Raw genomic sequence first — 18189 nt, forward strand, 5'->3', positions numbered from 1 at the left:
CCCATGGCCACTTTGCAGGCAAGCGATCTGACCCTGGCCTATGACAAGGTCACCATCGTCGACGAGCTGTCGCTGGATATCCCTGCCGGGCAGGTGAGCATCGTCGTCGGGGCCAACGGTTGCGGCAAGTCCACCCTGCTGCGCGCACTGTCGCGGTTGCTCAAGCCAGCCGGGGGCCAGGTGCTCCTGGACGGCGCGGACATCCACTCCAAGCCGGCCAAGGAAGTCGCCAAGACCCTGGGCTTGCTGCCGCAATCGCCCACCGCTCCGGACGGCATCACCGCCCGCGAGCTGATCAGCCGCGGCCGCTACCCGCACCAGGGCCTGTTCAAGCGCTTCTCTGCCGAGGACGAGGCAGCGGTTAATCGCGCCATGGAGCTGACCGGCACCACCGAGCTGGCCGACCGCTCGGTGGACGAGCTCTCCGGCGGTCAGCGCCAGCGCGTCTGGATCGCCATGGCCCTGGCGCAGGAGACCGACCTGCTGCTGCTCGACGAGCCGACCACCTTCCTGGACGTGGCGCACCAGCTCGAAGTCCTGGATGTGGTCAGCGAGCTGAACCGCAGCCGCGGGATCACCGTCGTGATCGTGCTGCACGATTTGAACCTGGCCGCCCGCTACGCCGACTACCTGGTGGCGCTGCGCCACGGCAAGATCTACGCTGCCGGCCATCCCAACGATGTGGTCACCGAAAAGACCGTCAAGGATGTTTTCGGCATGCCCAGCCGCGTGATCCCCGACCCGGTGGGCGGCACTCCGCTGGTGCTGCCCATTGGCCGCCACCGGGTGCTGCGCACCGAGCAGGTGCTGGCTTCCCAGGGCATTTTCCGTACCGAAGCTTCGGCGAAGAAAACTGCGGTGAAGCAGGCGGCAAATGTGAAGCAAGCTGCCCAAGCAGCCGCCGCGCTTGATCCGCAATCGGAACGCCCGGCCTATGAGCATGTGCCGACGTTGGCCTTTGACACCACTGTGGTCAATAGCCAGCAGCTCGCGCCATCCTTCCGCCGGGTGACCGTCAGCGGCGAGGACCTGGAGTACTTCGGCACCAACAGCCACCCGCTGGATATGCGCATCAAGCTCTTGCTGCCACCGGCTGGCGGTACTGCGCTGACCGACGAGATCGCCTCGATGCGCCCCGGGGCGATGACCAGTCCTGCCGAGCAGCAGGGCTGGTACAAGCGCTGGTTGTCGATTGATCCCGATACCCGCGGCCACATGCGCACCTATACCGTGCGGGCCTTCCGCGAAGCCGGGCACCGGGACAATATCGGGGCCACGGCCGAGCTGGATATCGACTTCGTGATGCACGGGCACATGGTTGACGGCCAGCTCCAGGGCGGGCCGGCTACGGAGTTCGGCGACCGGGCCAAGGTGGGCGACCAGCTGTTGCTGCTGGGCCCGAACAAGACGCTGAACGACTCCAGCTACGGCGGTATCGAGTTCCGCCGCGGCGAGGCAACCCGCGTGGTGCTGGCCGGTGACGAAACCGCCGCCCCGGCGATTTGCGCCATCCTCGAAGCCTTGCCCTCCAACGTCACCGGCCATGCGCTGATCGAGGTCCCGGAGACCACGGATATTCTCGGTGCCTCCACCCGCTCCGGTGTCTCGGTGCAGTGGCTGACCCGTGGCAGCCATGAGCATGGTGAATTGCTGCAGTCGGCCTTGCGCCAGGTAGTCGCGATTCCAGCAGCCGGCGTGGTCCATACCAACGCCGAGCCGGAAGATATCGATGTTGATGCGGACATCCTGTGGGAGACGGGCCAGGAAAATTCCGCACCGTTCTACGCCTGGATTGCCGGTGAAGCCGGCACGGTCAAGGAAATGCGCCGTTATCTGGTGCGCGATGCCGGCGTGGACCGCAAGCAGGTAGCCTTCATGGGCTACTGGCGCCGCGGGAAGACCGAGAACTAGCCAGCAGCGGCAACCAGCGCTCGAGGCCCCGGCACGCATATGCCGGGGCCTCGTGTTCTATCCGCTAGCTGGCAGCTAGTTCTCTTTCGCCGGGTTCTTGCAAGCGCCGCGCACCGGCCGCGGGTTCTCGCGGTCCAGGATTGCCAGCAGCCGTGTGAGTTCGGCGCGGTCCTCGTCGCCGAGCTTGTCGAAATAGCCGTCCATGCTCGAACGGCGCAGTTCGGCGAGCTCGCCGAGCTGGGCGCGGCCCGTGGCACTGAGCGCAATCAACGTGGCGCGGCGATCGGCCGGATCGGGGGTGCGCACGACAAGCTCCTTGGCTTCCAGCTGGTCGACTACCTCGGTGGTCGAGCGCGCGGCGATGTGCAGCTGTTCTGCGAGCTGCGAGTTGCGCAGCCCGATCTTATCGGCCCGGGACAGCAAGGTCAGCACCCTCGATTGGTGCGGAGTGATGCCCAGGGGAGTCAAGCTGTCCCTCCATCTGCCGCGAAGCATGCGTGAAGCGTGGAGGAAAAGATCTGCCAAGTCAGGCTTGGGCTCTTCGTTCTGCATATGTTCAAGGATAGTGTGTTTCTGGGAACAATTTCAAGATGCAACCACATAGTGAGGTTCCCTCTGTTATTCTGGACTTGAGAAATCCAGAGGTAGAGGGGGAGTCCATGAGTGCAATGGGAATGCCGGGGCCGCATCCGGGCGGTGGCGGGCAAGGACGGTCCGGCAACGCCGCCCGGGACAAGCAGCGGCTCACCGAGCACCCGGTGTCCCTGGCGCGCATCGCCGCGCTCTTCCGGCCCCATCTGGGATCGGTGATTGCGGTCATGGCGCTGATCGTGGCAGCGTCGGTCATCGGCCTGGCCCAGCCGTTCATCATCCGCGAACTCATTGATGACGCGATTCCCAACAGCAATATCCGATTGCTGCTCTTGGGTGCCGGGGGACTGGTGCTGATCTCCCTGGCTACCGCGATTCTGGAAGTCGTCCAGACCTGGCGGGCAACCCTGATGGGCCAACGCGTCATGCATGGCCTGCGGACCGGGCTGTTCACGCACCTGCAGAAGCAATCCCTGGGATTCTTCACCAACTCGCGCTCCGGGGACGTGCAGTCGCGCCTGGTCAACGACGTGGGGCAGATGCAATCGGTGATTACCAATTCGGCCACGAGCATTGCCTCGAACCTGACCACCGTTGTGGCCACCGCCTGCGCGATGGTGGCGATCTCGTGGAAACTGAGCTTGATCTCATTGGTCGTGCTGCCGCCAGCGGTGCTGCTTGCCAAGCAAACCGCGAAACTGCGCCGCGCCGTGACAGGAAAGCGCCAGCGCGAGATGTCGAACCTGGCTTCGCTGATCGACGAGCGCCTGAGCATCTCGGGGGTCCGCCTGGCCAAGATCATGGGCACCGGAGCCGCTGATGCGGCGGCCTTCGGAGAGTCCAGCCACAAGCTCATCGACCTGGAAATGAAAAGCGCTTTGGCCGGGCGTTGGCGCATGGCCACGATGAGCATCATTTTCGCGGCCATCCCCGCAGTGCTGTACATCGTGGCGGGGCTGCCCGCCACCGGGCAGGGAATGAGCATCGGCACCTTGGTGGCCTTTACCGGGCTGCAGGCCGGAATCTTCCGTCCGGTCATGGGCATGATGCAGATTTCGGTCCAGTGGGTCTCGGCCTTGGCCTTGTTCAGCCGCGTCTTCGAATACCTGGATACGGACCAGGCGCTGCCGGTACCCCAGCGGCCGCGAGCGGTCGAACCCGGGAAGCTGCGTGGCGAAGTGCAATTGCGCAATGTCAGCTTCCGCTACCCCGAGGCGGACCGCGCCACCCTGGAGCAGCTGAACCTGACCCTGGAGGCGGGAACCATGACCGCGGTCGTCGGTTCCACCGGTTCGGGAAAGTCCACCCTGGGATCCTTGCTGCCCCGGCTGCTTGACCCCACCGAGGGCCAGGTATTGCTCGACGGCATTGACCTGAAGGAATTCGACCCTGAAGGCATCGCCCAGGCGGTCTCCGTCGTTGCCCAGGAAAGCTACCTGCTGCATGCTTCGATTCGGGAGAACCTCCTGTGGGCAGCGCCCCAGGCCACCGAGGAAGAGCTCTGGCAGGCGCTGGAAGCCGCGCAGATTGCGCAGCTGGTCCGCAGCCTGCCGCAGGGCCTGGAAACCCAGGTGGGGCAGCGCGGCCACCGTTTCTCCGGAGGCGAGCAGCAGCGGCTGGCTATTGCCCGCACCATGCTGCGCAAACCCAAGGTCTTGGTGCTCGATGAGGCGACCAGTGCCCTGGATACGGTCACCGAAGCTTTGGTGCAGCGGGCGCTGGACGAGCTCGCACTGGGGCGAACCACCTTGCTGATCGCGCACCGGTTGAGCACCGTGATGCGAGCGGACCGCATCGTCGTGCTAGAAGCTGGCCGGATTGCCGAAGCGGGAACTTTTGACGAGCTGGTCCAGCTTGGCGGGCAATTCGCCCAGCTGGTAGCCAAGAGCGAACTGGCCGAACGAGCCAGCTAGCACTGGCCATCTTTCAGTCCCTGCTTTTCCAGCGAGGCCAGGATCTTCGGCAGTGCCGATTCCAATGCCGTGCGTTCAGAGGGGCTCAGCGAATCGAAAATGGTTTCACGCACGAAGCTCACGTGGGTTGGTGCGGCTTCCTCAATGGTCTTGCGCCCCTGGGCGGTGAGCGTAATCTGGTGCCCGCGGCGGTCGGTCTCATCTGAGCAGCGGCTGACCAGGCCCTTGGCTTCCATGCGGCGCAGCAGGTGGGAGAGGCGCGAGCGGTCCCAGCGCAATGCGGTCGCCACGTCGGCCGGGCGTAGACTTGGTTCGGTTGTTTCCGAAAGCACAGCCAGCACCGAGTATTCACCGGAGAGCATGTTCGAATCGCGCAGCAGCTGGCGATCCATGCCGCTGGGGAACTGCCAGAGGAACTCGCGTATGGTGCGCCAGAGGTCCTGCTCGCTGTCGGTGAGCCAGCGGGTCTCTTCGCTCTTCATTCTCTTTCCTAACCATGTTGTCCCCAGGGAGGGGCATTCAAAATATTGTTGACGTATCAATCATCTCCTGTATAGTGGGATTTAGCAAGAGAAGATGACGTGTCAACTACATTGTTGGCCGGAGAACTCCAAGGAGAGCAACTTGTCGAAGATCGCTATCGTTACCGGTTCCACCCGTCCAGGACGTGTCAACCAGGGCGTCGCTCAATGGGTGCTGGCCAGGGCCCAGGAATTCGGTGGTGCCGACTACGAGCTGGTGGACATCGTTGATTTCAACCTGCCGATGCTCGACGAGCCGTTCCCGGCCGCCTACCAGAACTACCAGAACGGGCACACCAAGGCCTTCGCCGCCAAGATGAGCGAATTCGATGGATACATTTTCATTGTTGGCGAGTACAATCACTCCGTCCAGCCTGCATTGGCCAACGCACTGAGCTACCTGAATGCAGAGCTGAATAACAAGGCCGCTGGCATGGTCGGATACGGCTCCGCCATGGGCTCGCGTGCCGTGGAGCACCTGCGCGGGATCCTCTCGGAACTGCAGATCGCCCACGTGCAGAAGACCGGCATGTTCTCGCTATTCTCCGACTTCGAGAACTTCTCGGCTTTTGCTCCGACCGAACGGTCGGCCAACAGCGTGCAGCCCATGCTTGAACAGGTGCTCGCCTGGAGCAAGGCGATGCGCACCGTGCGCGAAAACGCCTCGGTCAACGCCTAGACCGGGTCGAAATCGGCGGGGAGTGGAAAAGTGCATTGCGCCATTTCCATACCTGCCCAACTGCCATAGTCTCGAGGTGAATGGTTTATGCACGGGACTTCAAAATTCTTTGGAAGGAATGCGATGAGCGAGGAATATTCGACCAAGGGCGCCTACGTCACCGGCGGAGAATTCACCCGGGACACCAATTACATCCAGGACCGCATCGTCGCTGATGCCAGCGCCGAGCACTATGGCGAGGGAAACAGCCACAGCAAGATCGGGCATCCCAACGCGGGGCTTTCGGACGGGGCCCGGCTTTGGCCGGTGGAAGCTGGCCGCTACCATCTGGTCGCAGCCCGCGCGTGCCCCTGGGCCAACCGCACCCTGATCGTTCGCCGCCTGCTGGGCTTGGAAGACGCGCTGTCCGTCGGACTGCCCGGCCCAACCCACGACGCACGCAGCTGGACCTTTGACCTGGACCCCGGGGGCAAGGACCCTGTCCTGGGTACCGAGCGGGTCCAGGAGAACTACTTCAAGCGCTTTGCCGACTATCCACGCGGCATCACCGTGCCGGCAATCGTCGATATCCCCACCGGTGCGGTTGTCACCAATGACTACCCGCAGATCACCTGGGACATGTCCACGCAGTGGAAGGAGTTCCACCGGGAAGGCGCCCCGGACCTCATTGCGCAGGACCAGCTCGATGAGATGCTTCCGCTGATCAAGCGGATTTTCACCGAGGTCAACAACGGCGTCTACCGTGCCGGGTTCGCCGGGGACCAGCAGGCCTACAACGATGCCTACGACCGGTTATTCGCCACCTTGGACTACCTCGAAGACCGGCTGGGCACCCGCCGCTTCCTGATGGGTGATCACATCACCGAGGCCGATGTCCGGCTGTTCACCACGCTGGTGCGATTCGACCCGGTCTACCATGGCCACTTCAAGGCCAACCGCAACAAGCTCATCGACATGCCGAACCTCTGGGGCTATGCGCGGGACTTGTTCCAGACCCCGGGTTTCGGCGACACCATCGACTTCGAGCAGATCAAGGCGCACTACTACGTGGTTCATGAGGACATCAACCCGACCCGGATCATCCCGAAGGGGCCGGAGTTGGCGAACTGGCTCGAAGCGCCGGGCCGAGATGAGCTGGCCGAGAACGGTCCGTTCCTGAACGGTACGGCACCGGGCGAAGTCCGGGCTGACGAGCGAGTCCAAGCCGGGCACAACCCGTTGTACCCCGCCTAGGCGCGCTGGCGATCCACGGCGGATCGGCTCAGGAGCCCGCTATTTCGAGGGGTCCTGGGCCGATCTGTCCTATTCGAAATCGAAGCCTTGCCCCTCGCAAGCTTCCTGGAAAGTGGCCAAGTCAATAATCCGGGGATCCCCCGATTCATCGGCGGCCACCGCAGCGCTGATCTGTTCGGTGGAAGCCTTCGCCCCATGATCAGCGGCTTTCTGCATATTCGTTGCGCCGATGCCCTCGGGGTCAACCAGGCCCCCGCCAAAATGCACGCAGGCGGTATGGCCCTCGGGATCGAGCTGGCGCAGCTCGTCGACCGAGGGGCCAGCGCATGCGGACGGGACCAGAACCAGGGTAGCCAATACAGGCAGGATTTTCTTCACATCCCAATCCTAGGCCTGGACCTGGCTGGATGCTGTGATCCATTGTGCAAGTATTCGCTGGCGACATGGCCCAATGCATGGAACCGAGTGCGGGCGTCAACGTGGCAGGATTAAAGCATGACGATCATTGCAGCTGCGGATGGATCAGCCCTAGGAAACCCCGGACCGGCAGGTTGGGCCTGGTATGTGGACCAGGACAACTGGGCCGCTGGCGGTTGGGACCACGGAACCAACAACATGGGGGAGCTCCAAGCGGTGCTCGAACTCTTCCGGGCCACCGAGCACCTGCCAGAAGAAGAACTCAGAATCCTGTGCGATTCGCAGTATGCGATCAACTGCATCAGCAAGTGGATGCCGGGTTGGAAGAAGAAGGGCTGGAAAAAGGCCGACGGCAAACCGGTCTTGAACCAGGACATCCTCAAGGAACTTGACCGGGCCATTGCCGGGCGCAAGTTTACCTTCGAGTGGGTCAAGGGCCATGCCGGACATGAGCTGAATGAAGCTGCTGACGGCCATGCGCGTGCGGCTGCCACCGCGCATCAGCAAGGCTCTGCAGTAGAGGCCGGACCGGGCTACACTGCCGGCGGCGGCCCCGTGGCTTCCAATGCTCCAGCGGCTTCCCATGCTCCAGCGGCTGAAGATGCCGTGCTGGCACCCGGCGGGCAAACCGCCGCCGCACCGGAACCCGGCGTGGACATCGCGGCCACCGTCTTCGACCTGGAACAAGGTTTCCTCGACCCGCAGATCCGCACCAGTTTCGCGGAACTCAACGACTTCCTGCATCCGGGCTACCAGGAAGTGACTCGCCATGGCGGCCTGCTGGATGTGGCCACGGTCCGGACCATGCTGGAATCCGGGGCGAGCCTGCCCAGCACCGGTGCGGTGCAGGTCCTTGCGGCCCGGGAAGTGGATGCGCAAATGGTGCTGCTCGCTTACCGCATGAAGCCTGCAGAGGGTCCGGTGCTCGTCGTATCTTCCTGGTGGCAGAGCACCGAAGGCGGCCTGAAGCTTCGTTTCCGCCAGGAAACGGTCGAGCAGACCGCGTAGAAAACACGCTTAAAGCAGTGATGCCCGCCAAATGGCGGGCATCACTGCGTTAACGGGCTGGGATCAGTACTGTCCCGGGCGGGTTTCGATGACGCCCTTCTTGTAGTTGATCCGGTTGACCAACCAGGTCACGGCCCACAGCAGCACGCCGATGACCAGCAGCAGGCCGGCAATCTCGTACTGGACCCAGTCCTCACGCGAACGAGCCCACGGGCCGGCAAGGAACAAGCAGAAGAACACGCCGAGGATCGGGATGATCGTTGGAGCGCGGAACGAATCGGGTTCCGGCTTGTCGCGGCGCAGTACCAGCAGGGCTACGTTGACTACGGCGAACACGCACAACAGCAGCAGCGCGGTCGTGCCGCCCAGCGAGCCGACAATGCTGCTTCCGTTGCTCAGGTTCACGTAGACCACCAAGGCGATGGCCAGTCCGGTGCTGAACAGGATCGCAGCCCATGGCGAGCGTCGGGTCGAATGCACCTTGCCCAGGAACTGCGGCAGCACGCCTTGGCGGGCCATGCCGTAGAGCAGGCGGCTAGCCATCAGCATGTTCATCAGCGCGGTGTTAACCACCGCGAAGACGGTCAAGAACGGGAAGATCGCGTCAACCGGCAGGTTCGGCAGGCCGATGCGCACAACATCCAGCAGGATGCCGGCATCCGGGTTCTTAGGGTTCAGCAGATCGCCGGTCGGAATCACCATGATGACGGTGACGGCCACCAGCATGTAGATCAAGGCGCAGATGCCCAGGCCGATGAGCATGATCTTCGGGAAGGTCTTGTTGGGATTCTTGGTTTCCTCAACCAGGTTCACCGAATCCTCGAAGCCCACCATCGCGAAGAACGCAATGGCAGTACCCATGGTCACGGCGGCGAAGACGCTGCGGTCGGTCGGGGTCTCGAAGACCACCAGGCGGGAAATGTCACCCTGGCCCGAGGCGATCACCGCGAAGCCGATGCCGATGATCGCGGCCATGATGGCCAGCGAAACTATGGTCAGCACGAGGTTGAACTTCACGCTCTCGCCTACGCCGCGGAAGTTGATCACGGCGAGGATCACGATGATTGCAATAGCTGCCCACATGCCCGCTTCCGGGGTGTTGGGAACACCGTCGACAAACTGGCCAATGCCAATGAGCAGGTTGCGCCCCACCAAAGTGGCCGAGGTGGCGGCACTGGTGATGCCCGAGCAAGCCACGGTGAACGCCACCAGGAAGGTGACGAAGTGGATGCCGAATGCCTTGTGGATGTACAAGGCGGCACCGGCCGCGTGCGGGTATTTGGTCACCAGTTCGAGGTAGCTGAAGGCGGTGAGGGTCGCGATCGTGAAAGCGATCAGGAACGGCAGCCAGGCGGCTCCGCCCACCTGGCCGGCAACTTTGCCGGTGATGGCGAAAATTCCGGCGCCGATGATATCGCCCATGATGAGGAATAGCAGCAGCTTCGGGCCAATCACCCTGCGGAGTTCTGTTTCTTTGCCGTCGGTAACGGCCGTGTCACTGTTCACAGTCATGCGATCGAGATCATCTCCTTCAATTTTGTAGGCAAACATTACAACTTTAGGGTCAGCGCATGAAGTGGGCAAACCGATTTCAAGGCTGGCTCACAGAACTTGGGGTCCAGCGGTAGTGAAATGTCGATTAGTGGCTTAAACAAGCCAATGCTGTGAGCTGACGTACCTATATGCTAGGTGTCGGGTCAGCGTGTGGAACTACCGGGCCATGGGATCGAAGCGGTTAGGGTTAGTTGACGAGAGACAAGCACTTTGAAGGATTTAGATGCAATCGGTGATCACTGAAGAGTTCGCGCCCCTGGCGGAAGCACTAGAGGCGCGAGCCGCTGAGGAAGAAGGCTATTCGGCGCAGCTGGCCGTGTACCACCGCGGCGAATTGGTGCTCAGCCACAGCGTCGGCGAGCACCTCTCTGGTGACGCGCTGACCTGCGTCTTCTCCTGCACCAAGGGCCTAGGCGCGCTGGTCGTGGCACTGCTCGTGCAAGATGGGCTGATCGATCCGAACGCGCCAATGGCCACCTACTGGCCGGAATTCGGGGACAACGGGAAATCCCAGCTCACCGTCGGCGAGGTGCTCAGCCACCAAGCGGGAGTGCTCGGCGTGCCCGGGGGCGTGCCCAGCGAGATCCTCCTGAAATCCGCCGAATACGCCAAGGTGCTCGCTTCCATGCCAAGCGTCTGGCCGCTGGGCCAGCACATTGTCGGCTACCATGCGATCACCCTGGGCGTGCTCATGGAAGAACTGGTACGCCGGGTCACCGGCAAGGAACTGAAAGACGTCTTCGAGGAGCGCATCCGCAAGCCGCTGGGAGCCGAAGCCTACATCGGCCAGGACCCCGCGCTGGAATCGCGCTACCGCGATGTACTGCCGGGCGCTGACGCCGCACCGGAATTCTTCGATCCGTTCTCCCCGGCCGGGCTTTCGGTGAACTCGGCCTCCGGTTTCGCGCTGGAAAACGGCCCGGTCTACAACTGGCACGAACTGGCCAACGCGCCTCAGGTGCGCGAACTGGGCCCCGCATCCATGGGCGCGGTCGCCAATGCCCAAGGACTGGCCGCAATCTATGCCGCCTCATTCGGTGCCGTGCCGGCACTGGGCGCCACCCGCGGATTCCTCACCGCCGACACCTGGTCCCAGGTTTCCACCGAACTGGTCTACGGCCATGACCGGACCAATGGACTGCTGCAGGCCTTCGCCCTGGGGTTCATGAAGGCCACCGCGCGCAACAACTACGGATCGATTTTCGCCTACGGCCATGACGGTGCGAACTCCTCGCTGGCCTTTGCCGATCCAGCCCACCAGCTGGGCTTCGGATTCATCCCCTCGCGCAATGAAGGCGCCAAGGAGATCTCCACCGGAGTCAAGCTCAGCCAGCTGGCCCGCCAGCTGATCATGCAGAAGAACATGTCGGCCCAGGCTGCCGGCAGCAACGCGTAGTAAACCCATCGGGAATGGAACGAAGCAGGAGCGAAGTGAAGAAGTTTGTGGCACTAGGTGACTCGTTCACCGAAGGCGTTGGCGATGTGGATCCGACCCGGCCCAACCAGGTCCGCGGCTGGGCGGACCGGGTTTCGGAAGTGCTCTGCGCCGAAGGCGAATGGGAATACGCCAACCTGGCGGTGCGCGGCAAGAAGATCGGGCAGGTGATCAACCAGCAGCTGGACCAGGCGCTCGCACTGGCCCCGGACCTGGTCACCATCTATGCCGGCGGCAATGACATCCTGCGCCCGAAGGCGGACCTGGATGCGCTGATGCGCGGCTATGAAGGCATGGTGAGCCGCTTTGCCGAAGCCGGAAGCGCGGTCGTGCTGTTCACCGGTTTCGACACCGTGGAATCACCGTTGTTCTCCAAGACCCGTCCGCGCACGGCCATTTACAACGAGAAGGTTCGCGAAATCGCGGACGAGTACGGTGCGGTGATCGCCGATTACTGGCGGTGGCGAGAATTCTCCGATCTGCGCTACTGGGCGGTGGATCGGCTGCACATGAACGAGCTGGGCCACACGCTGATGGCTTCGAAGGTCCTTGACGTGCTCGGCACCCATCGGATCACCGAGGGAAACTGGTCCTCCAGGATCCAGCAGCCGTCCCTGCCGGAACTGGCCGTGAACTCGCGCGGCGAAAAGCTGAAGCAGGAATTGGGCTGGGCCAGAGAGCATTTGGCTCCGTGGGTCAAGCGCCGGATCACCGGCACCTCGTCGGGTGATTCCTTGTCAGCGAAATATCCTGATTACATCCGTTTAACTGCCGACGCCAACTGAACGCATTTATGACTTTTCCGGACCCCGCTCCTGTTTGACCTTGGGGGCGGGGCAGGTAACATGGTGGTGTGCTGCAGGTCTCCGGCCGGCAGCGCGCGCCATAGACGGATGGCGGGAGAGTCCCGTTCACACCATGGACGGGCGCCGTAGGAGCAATTCCTCCCCAGGAAACTCTCAGGCACCCGTACCGCCATCATGAGGCAACTCTGGAAAGAAACCGGCCCGTTCCGGTTCACCGAAGGTGCAAGTGCCCGGCTTGGTTTGCTGGATGCGTAAAACTCTCAGGTTATGCAACAGGGATGGGGAGGTAAAAAGACCTTCCTTTGGCATGCGCCAAGACAGATCCCATGGAGATACCAGCACCATGACCATCACGCAGACTTCGGCACGAGCGAATACTGAATTCGTTTCACGCCATATCGGCCCACGTCCTTCCGACGTCACCACCATGCTTCAGACCCTGGGCTACGACAGCCTGGAAGAACTGATCGACACCGCCGTTCCGGCAGACATCCGCCAGGACTCCGCACTGGATATCCCAGACGCACTGAGCGAAACCGAAGCCCTAGCCCACCTGCGTGCGCTTGCCTCGAAGAACGTCATGAAGACCCAGATGATCGGCCAGGGCTTCTACGACACCATCACCCCAGCCGTGATCCGCCGCAACATCGTGGAAAACCCAGCCTGGTACACCGCTTACACCCCGTACCAGCCGGAAATCTCCCAGGGCCGCCTCGAAGCCCTGCTGAACTTCCAGACCATGGTCATGGACCTGACCGGCCTGCCCATCGCCAACGCGTCGCTGCTGGATGAATCCTCCGCCGCCGCCGAAGCCGTGCTGATGATGCGCCGCGCCAACAAGAAGAAGTCCAAGGGCAAGACCGTGCTGGACTCCAACATCTTCCCGCAGACCCTCAAGGTCGTGCAGGGCCGCGCTGACGCGCTGGGCTTCGAAGTCGAGATTGCCGACCTTTCCGCAGGCTTGCCAGAGGGCGAGATCTCCGGCATTGTCCTGCAGCAGCCTGGCAACGACGGCTCGATCGCGGACCACGCTTCGATCATCGCAGCCGCCAAGGAAGCCGGCGCCATGGTTACCGTGATTGCCGACCTGCTGGCCCTGACCATGATCACCCCTCCGGGCGAGCAGGGTGCCGATATCGCCGTGGGCAACACCCAGCGATTCGGCGTGCCGCTGTTCTTCGGCGGACCGCACGCTGCCTACATGGCCGTGGCCGATGGCCTGACCCGTTCCATGCCAGGACGCCTGGTGGGCGTTTCGGCCGATGACGCCGGAGTCCCTGCCTACCGCTTGGCCCTGCAGACCCGCGAGCAGCACATCCGCCGCGAAAAGGCCACCTCCAACATCTGCACCGCACAGGCCCTGCTGGCCATCTGCGCTTCGATGTACGCGGTCTACCACGGCCCAGCCGGCCTGAAGCAGATCGCCTCGCGCGCCAACAACCACGCCCGGGTGATCGCCAGCTCGCTGGTTTCCGGCGGCTACACCCTGGCATCGGATTCCTTCTTCGACACCGTTGTGGTGAACGTCGAGAACGCCGATGCCATCATTGCCAAGGCCATCGAAGCAGGCATCAACCTGCGCAAGGTGGGCGAGACCCAGGTGGGCATCTCCACCGACGAGGCCACCACCTCGGGCGTAGTCAAGACCCTGCTTGAGGTCTTCGGCGCAGAGCTCTCGGCTCCGGAAGGCTTCGAGATCCCGGCAGGGCAGGTGCGCACCAGCGACTTCATGACCCACCCGATCTTCAACACCATCTCCTCCGAAACCCAGATGATGCGCTACCTGCGCCGGCTCTCGGACCGCGACCTGGCCCTGGACCGCACCATGATCCCGCTGGGTTCGTGCACCATGAAGCTGAACTCGGCCGCCGAAATGGAATCCATCACCTGGCCGGAATTCGCCTCGATCCACCCCTACGCGCCTGCAGCGCAGACCGAGGGCTGGCGCGAGCTGATCACCGACCTGGAAGGGCGCCTGACCGCAATCACCGGCTACGCTGGCGTTTCGATCCAGCCCAACGCCGGCTCGCAGGGCGAATACGCGGGCCTGCTGGCCATCTCGGACTACCACCGTTCGCGCGGCGAAGGCCAGCGCGATCTGTGCCTGATTCCGGCCTCGGCCCACGGCACCAACGCCGCGTCGGCAGTGCTGGCCGGGATGCGCGTGGTGGTCGTGAAGACCGCAGCCGATGGCACCATCGACGCGAATGACCTGGATGCCAAGATCGAGGCCAACAAGGACGTCCTTGCAGCCATCATGATCACCTACCCATCCACCCACGGCGTCTACGACGCGGACGTGCGCGAGGTCTGCGACAAGGTCCACGCCGCCGGCGGCCAGGTGTACATCGATGGCGCGAACATGAACGCCATGGTTGGCTTGGCCCAGCCAGGCAAGTTCGGCGGCGACGTGTCGCACCTGAACCTGCACAAGACCTTCTGCATCCCGCACGGCGGTGGCGGCCCAGGCGTAGGCCCAATCGGCGTTGGCGAGCACCTGCTGCCATTCCTGCCAGGCGATGCTTCGGGCACCTACTCCGAGCGTGACGGCGTGCCGGTGGTGGCGACCGCTTTCGGCTCGGCCGGCGTCCTGCCGATCTCCTGGGCCTACATCGCGATGATGGGCGGGGACGGCTTGACCGAAGCCACCAAGCACGCGATCCTGAACGCGAACTACATTGCCAAGCGCCTGAACGAGCACTTCCCGGTACTGTTCACCGGCAACAAGGACCTGGTTGCCCACGAGTGCATTCTGGACCTGCGTGAACTGACCGCCAAGACCGGGGTCACCGCCGAGGACGTGGCCAAGCGCCTGATCGACTTCGGTTTCCACGCGCCGACCCTGTCCTTCCCTGTGGCAGGCACCCTGATGGTGGAGCCCACCGAATCCGAGGACCTGGCCGAGATCGAGCGCTTCATTGAAGCGATGATCACCATCCGCCAGGAAATGGACGAGGTCCTCTCCGGTGCCTACAGCATCGAGGAGTCCCCATTGCGCAACGCTCCGCACACGGTCTCCGCTGTGGTCAACAGCAAGTGGGACCGCAAGTACTCGGTCGAGCAGGCGGCCTTCCCGGTCCCGGCGCTGAAGTTCGACAAGTACTTCCCAACCGTGGGCCGCATCGACGGCGCCGGTGGCGACCGCAACCTGATCTGCTCCTGCCCGGCTCCCGAAGCCTTCGAAGACTAAGGAAGAGTTAGAGATGACTGAGACTACCCAAGCACTCAAGCACACCGCGCTGCACGCGCAGCACGAAGCTCTCGGCGCCAACTTCACCGACTTCGGCGGCTGGGACATGCCGTTGAAGTACGGATCGGAACTGGCAGAGCACAAGGCCGTGCGCTCCACCGCTGGCCTGTTCGACCTGTCCCACATGGGCGAGGTCTACCTCTCCGGCCCGGAAGCCGGCAAGGCGCTGAACACCGCCCTGGCAGGGAACCTGGGCATCATGAAGGTCGGCAAGGCGAAGTACTCGCTGATCCTTGACGCCGAGGGCAAGATCATCGATGACCTGATCGTCTACCGCCTGGAAGAGGAGAAGTTCCTCGTCGTGCCCAACGCCGGCAACGCCCCGGTGGTTGCCGCCGAGCTGGCTGCCCGCGCCGCCGGCTTCGACGTCGTCGTGGACGACGCTTCGGACCGCCAGTCGCTGATCGCCGTCCAGGGACCGAACGCCGAGGCGATTGTGCGCAAGCTGGCCGCCGACGAGGCAACCGCCCAGGCGGTCACCGAACTGAAGTACTACGCTGCGGTGAAGGTGGTGCTCGGTGGCATCGACGTGCTGCTGGCCCGCACCGGCTACACCGGCGAAGACGGCTTCGAGCTGATCATCGAAAACGAGGATGCGGCAGCCCTCTGGGAAAAGAGCGTTGAAGCCGGCAAGGACCACGAGCTGGTTCCTTGCGGCCTGGCCGCCCGCGACTCGCTGCGCCTTGAAGCCGGCATGCCGCTGTACGGCAACGAGCTGTCCCTGGAACGCACCCCGTTCGATGCCGGATTCGGCCCGGTGGTCTCCTTCAAGAAGGAAGAGGACTTCGTGGGCCGCGAAGCCCTGGAAGCGTTGCGCGGTGCGACCCCGCCACGCAAGCTCGTCGGCCTCAAGGGCCTGGGCAAGCGCGCCGGCCGCGGCGGCTACGCCATCGTCAAGGACGGCGCAACCATCGGTGAAATCACCTCCGGCCAGCCTTCGCCAACCCTGGGCTACCCGGTTGCACTGGGTTATGTCGACGCCGAATTCGGTGCAGTGGGAACCGAGCTGGAGGTAGACCTGCGTGGTAAGACTTTGCCTTTTGTCGTAGTCGAACTGCCGTTCTACACCCGAGCCAAGTAACGTTAAACATCAGTAGGGCTAAGCAAATCGCCCGCTAATTCCCTTGGGAGAGGAAATACCGTGAGTAAAGTTCTTTCGTCATTGCGCTACTCGGCCGAACACGAGTGGATCGATGCATCGTCCCCAGCAAAGATCGGCATCACCCAGGTTGCCGCCGACGCCCTGGGCGACGTGGTCTACGTCGACCTGCCAGAGGTCGGCGACTCCGTTACCGCAGGCGAGACCTGTGGCGAAGTCGAGTCCACCAAGTCGGTTTCCGACCTGTACTCGCCAGTGACCGGCACCATCGTTGCCATCAACGACGAGGCAGTGGACAACCCAAGCATCCTGAACGAAGACCCATACGGTGCCGGCTGGCTGTTCACCGTTGAGGTCGCCGAAGAGGGTCCGCTGCTTTCGGCAGCTGACTACGCAAGCGCGAACGGTGGAAACGTCGAGTAATGAGCAACCAGACTTTTGAATCCGTTGCCGCTGCAACGTTGACCCAGTCGCTGGCTTCGCTGGACCCGGAGATCGCGCAGCGTATTGACGCTGAGCTGGCTCGCCAGCAGCGCGGCCTGGAAATGATCGCTTCGGAGAACCACACTGCGCAGGCAATCATGCAGGCGCAGGGTTCGGTACTGACCAACAAGTATGCCGAGGGGTATCCGGGCCGCCGCTACTACGGCGGTTGCGAGGAAGTTGATGTCATTGAGACGTTGGCTATCGAGCGCCTCAAGGAGCTGTTCGGGGCGAAGTTCGCCAACGTTCAGCCGCATTCCGGTGCGCAGGCTAACGCGTCGGTGTACCACGCGCTGGTGCGTCCAGGCGATACCGTGCTCGGCCTGAATCTGAACCACGGTGGCCACCTGACCCACGGCATGAAGCTGAACTTCTCGGGTCGCTTGTTCGACATCGTTCCTTACGGTGTGGACGAGCAGACCTACGAAGTGGACATGGACGAGGTGGAGCGCCTTGCTGTGGAGCACCAGCCGAAGATGATCGTTGCAGGCTGGTCGGCGTACCCTCGCCAGCTGGACTTCAAGCGCTTCCGCGAAATCGCTGACAAGGTCGGCGCGTACCTGTTCGTGGACATGGCGCACTTCGCTGGCCTGGTGGCAACCGGGTTGCATCCTTCGCCGGTTCCGCATGCTCACGTAGTGACCTCCACGACCCATAAGACCCTGGCGGGTCCACGTGGCGGCATTATTCTCTCGAATGATGCGGAGATCGCGAAGAAGCTGAACTCGGCGGTGTTCCCTGGCCAGCAGGGTGGTCCGTTGGAGCACGTGATTGCTGGCAAGGCGGTGGCTTTCAAGATTGCCGCTTCGCCGGAGTTCAAGGAGCGCCAGGAGCGGACGTTGGCTGGTGCGCGTATTTTGGCTGAGCGCTTGACCCAGGAAGATGTTGTGGCCAAGGGCATCAGCGTTTTGACTGGTGGCACGGATGTTCACATGGTGCTCGTTGACTTGCGTAATAGCGAGTTGGATGGGCAGCAGGGTGAGGATCTTTTGGCTCAGGTGGAGATCACGGTGAACCGCAATTCGGTGCCGTTTGATCCTCGTCCGCCGATGGTGACTTCGGGGTTGCGTATTGGTACTCCGGCGTTGGCTACCCGTGGTTTCTCGGAGGCTGCGTTCGCTGAGGTTGCGGAGATCATTGCACAGACGTTGATTGCTGGTGCTGAGGGTAATACGGCGGTGTTGCCGGAGCTGAAGGATCGTGTTCTGAAGCTTGCCGCGGCCCACCCGCTGTACCCGGAACTGGCTAAGGTTTCCGAGTAGCATCATCTGATTAGGATGTGGGCCCGG

General features: G+C 62.9%; 15 protein-coding genes and 1 riboswitch. Of the genes, 11 read left to right on the forward strand and 4 right to left on the reverse strand.

The features are described from left to right. The first annotated feature begins 3 nt into the window (after positions 1 to 3). Entirely contained in the window at positions 4 to 1911 is a 1908-nt protein-coding gene (locus M2368_RS16140) for an SIP domain-containing protein (protein ID WP_402734671.1), read from the forward strand. A gap of 75 nt (positions 1912 to 1986) precedes the next feature. On the opposite strand, the gene M2368_RS16145 is transcribed toward M2368_RS16140, so the two are convergent. Further along, positions 1987 to 2379, reverse strand: a complete 393-nt coding sequence (locus tag M2368_RS16145; protein WP_332489108.1) for a MarR family winged helix-turn-helix transcriptional regulator — start codon at positions 2377 to 2379, stop codon at positions 1987 to 1989. Between the two features lie 191 nt (positions 2380 to 2570). On the opposite strand from M2368_RS16145, the gene M2368_RS16150 reads away from it, so the two are divergent. Then, positions 2571 to 4415 carry an ABC transporter ATP-binding protein gene (locus M2368_RS16150; protein WP_498724720.1) on the forward strand — a complete coding sequence of 615 codons (1845 nt, stop codon included), beginning with the start codon at positions 2571 to 2573 and terminating at the stop codon, positions 4413 to 4415. Here M2368_RS16150 and M2368_RS16155 read toward each other — a convergent pair. Then, positions 4412 to 4897, reverse strand: coding sequence for a MarR family winged helix-turn-helix transcriptional regulator (locus M2368_RS16155; protein WP_105659082.1), 486 nt, complete (start codon positions 4895 to 4897; stop codon positions 4412 to 4414). The two genes, M2368_RS16150 and M2368_RS16155, sit on opposite strands and share 4 nt — an antisense overlap. Positions 4898 to 5039: 142 nt before the next feature. Here M2368_RS16155 and M2368_RS16160 point away from each other — a divergent pair, with 142 nt between their 5' ends. Both M2368_RS16160 and M2368_RS16165 read left to right on the forward strand, forming a co-directional pair. After that, positions 5040 to 5615 carry an NADPH-dependent FMN reductase gene (locus M2368_RS16160; protein WP_400344180.1) on the forward strand — a complete coding sequence of 192 codons (576 nt, stop codon included), beginning with the start codon at positions 5040 to 5042 and terminating at the stop codon, positions 5613 to 5615. A gap of 123 nt (positions 5616 to 5738) precedes the next feature. Then, positions 5739 to 6848, forward strand: a complete 1110-nt coding sequence (locus M2368_RS16165) for a glutathione S-transferase family protein (protein ID WP_133834850.1) — start codon at positions 5739 to 5741, stop codon at positions 6846 to 6848. Positions 6849 to 6917: 69 nt separating this feature from the next. Here M2368_RS16165 and M2368_RS16170 read toward each other — a convergent pair whose 3' ends face one another. Beyond that, positions 6918 to 7226 carry a hypothetical protein gene (locus M2368_RS16170; protein ID WP_400344183.1) on the reverse strand — a complete coding sequence of 103 codons (309 nt, stop codon included), beginning with the start codon at positions 7224 to 7226 and terminating at the stop codon, positions 6918 to 6920. A 117-nt stretch (positions 7227 to 7343) separates the two neighbouring features. On the opposite strand from M2368_RS16170, the gene M2368_RS16175 reads away from it, so the two are divergent. Next, entirely contained in the window at positions 7344 to 8273 is a 930-nt protein-coding gene (locus M2368_RS16175) for an RNase H family protein (protein WP_498724721.1), read from the forward strand. A 63-nt stretch (positions 8274 to 8336) separates the two neighbouring features. On the opposite strand, the gene M2368_RS16180 is transcribed toward M2368_RS16175, so the two are convergent. Then, positions 8337 to 9785, reverse strand: a complete 1449-nt coding sequence (locus M2368_RS16180; protein WP_400344189.1) for an APC family permease — start codon at positions 9783 to 9785, stop codon at positions 8337 to 8339. Between the two features lie 265 nt (positions 9786 to 10050). Here M2368_RS16180 and M2368_RS16185 point away from each other — a divergent pair, with 265 nt between their 5' ends. The 6 genes from M2368_RS16185 to glyA all read left to right on the forward strand — a co-directional run bounded on the left by M2368_RS16185 (position 10051) and on the right by glyA (position 18162). Then, positions 10051 to 11223 carry a serine hydrolase domain-containing protein gene (locus tag M2368_RS16185; protein WP_133834846.1) on the forward strand — a complete coding sequence of 391 codons (1173 nt, stop codon included), beginning with the start codon at positions 10051 to 10053 and terminating at the stop codon, positions 11221 to 11223. A gap of 47 nt (positions 11224 to 11270) precedes the next feature. Further along, positions 11271 to 12047: an SGNH/GDSL hydrolase family protein gene (locus tag M2368_RS16190; protein WP_133834914.1), complete on the forward strand. Its 777-nt coding sequence runs from the start codon at positions 11271 to 11273 to the stop codon at positions 12045 to 12047. Between the two features lie 102 nt (positions 12048 to 12149). Next, positions 12150 to 12247, forward strand: a riboswitch (glycine riboswitch). Positions 12248 to 12411: 164 nt separating this feature from the next. Continuing rightward, positions 12412 to 15258, forward strand: coding sequence for an aminomethyl-transferring glycine dehydrogenase (gene gcvP / locus M2368_RS16195; protein ID WP_105659075.1), 2847 nt, complete (start codon positions 12412 to 12414; stop codon positions 15256 to 15258). Between the two features lie 13 nt (positions 15259 to 15271). Further along, complete coding sequence (gcvT, locus tag M2368_RS16200; protein WP_332489354.1) at positions 15272 to 16399, forward strand: glycine cleavage system aminomethyltransferase GcvT; 1128 nt, start codon at positions 15272 to 15274, stop codon at positions 16397 to 16399. A gap of 60 nt (positions 16400 to 16459) precedes the next feature. Beyond that, positions 16460 to 16840: a glycine cleavage system protein GcvH gene (gene gcvH / locus M2368_RS16205; RefSeq protein WP_332489353.1), complete on the forward strand. Its 381-nt coding sequence runs from the start codon at positions 16460 to 16462 to the stop codon at positions 16838 to 16840. Next, complete coding sequence (glyA, locus tag M2368_RS16210) at positions 16840 to 18162, forward strand: serine hydroxymethyltransferase (RefSeq protein WP_498724722.1); 1323 nt, start codon at positions 16840 to 16842, stop codon at positions 18160 to 18162. Before gcvH ends, glyA begins: the two co-directional genes overlap by 1 nt. Positions 18163 to 18189: the final 27 nt, after the last annotated feature.

Source organism: Arthrobacter sp. JUb119 (genome assembly GCF_024807995.1).
Classification (GTDB): domain Bacteria; phylum Actinomycetota; class Actinomycetes; order Actinomycetales; family Micrococcaceae; genus Glutamicibacter.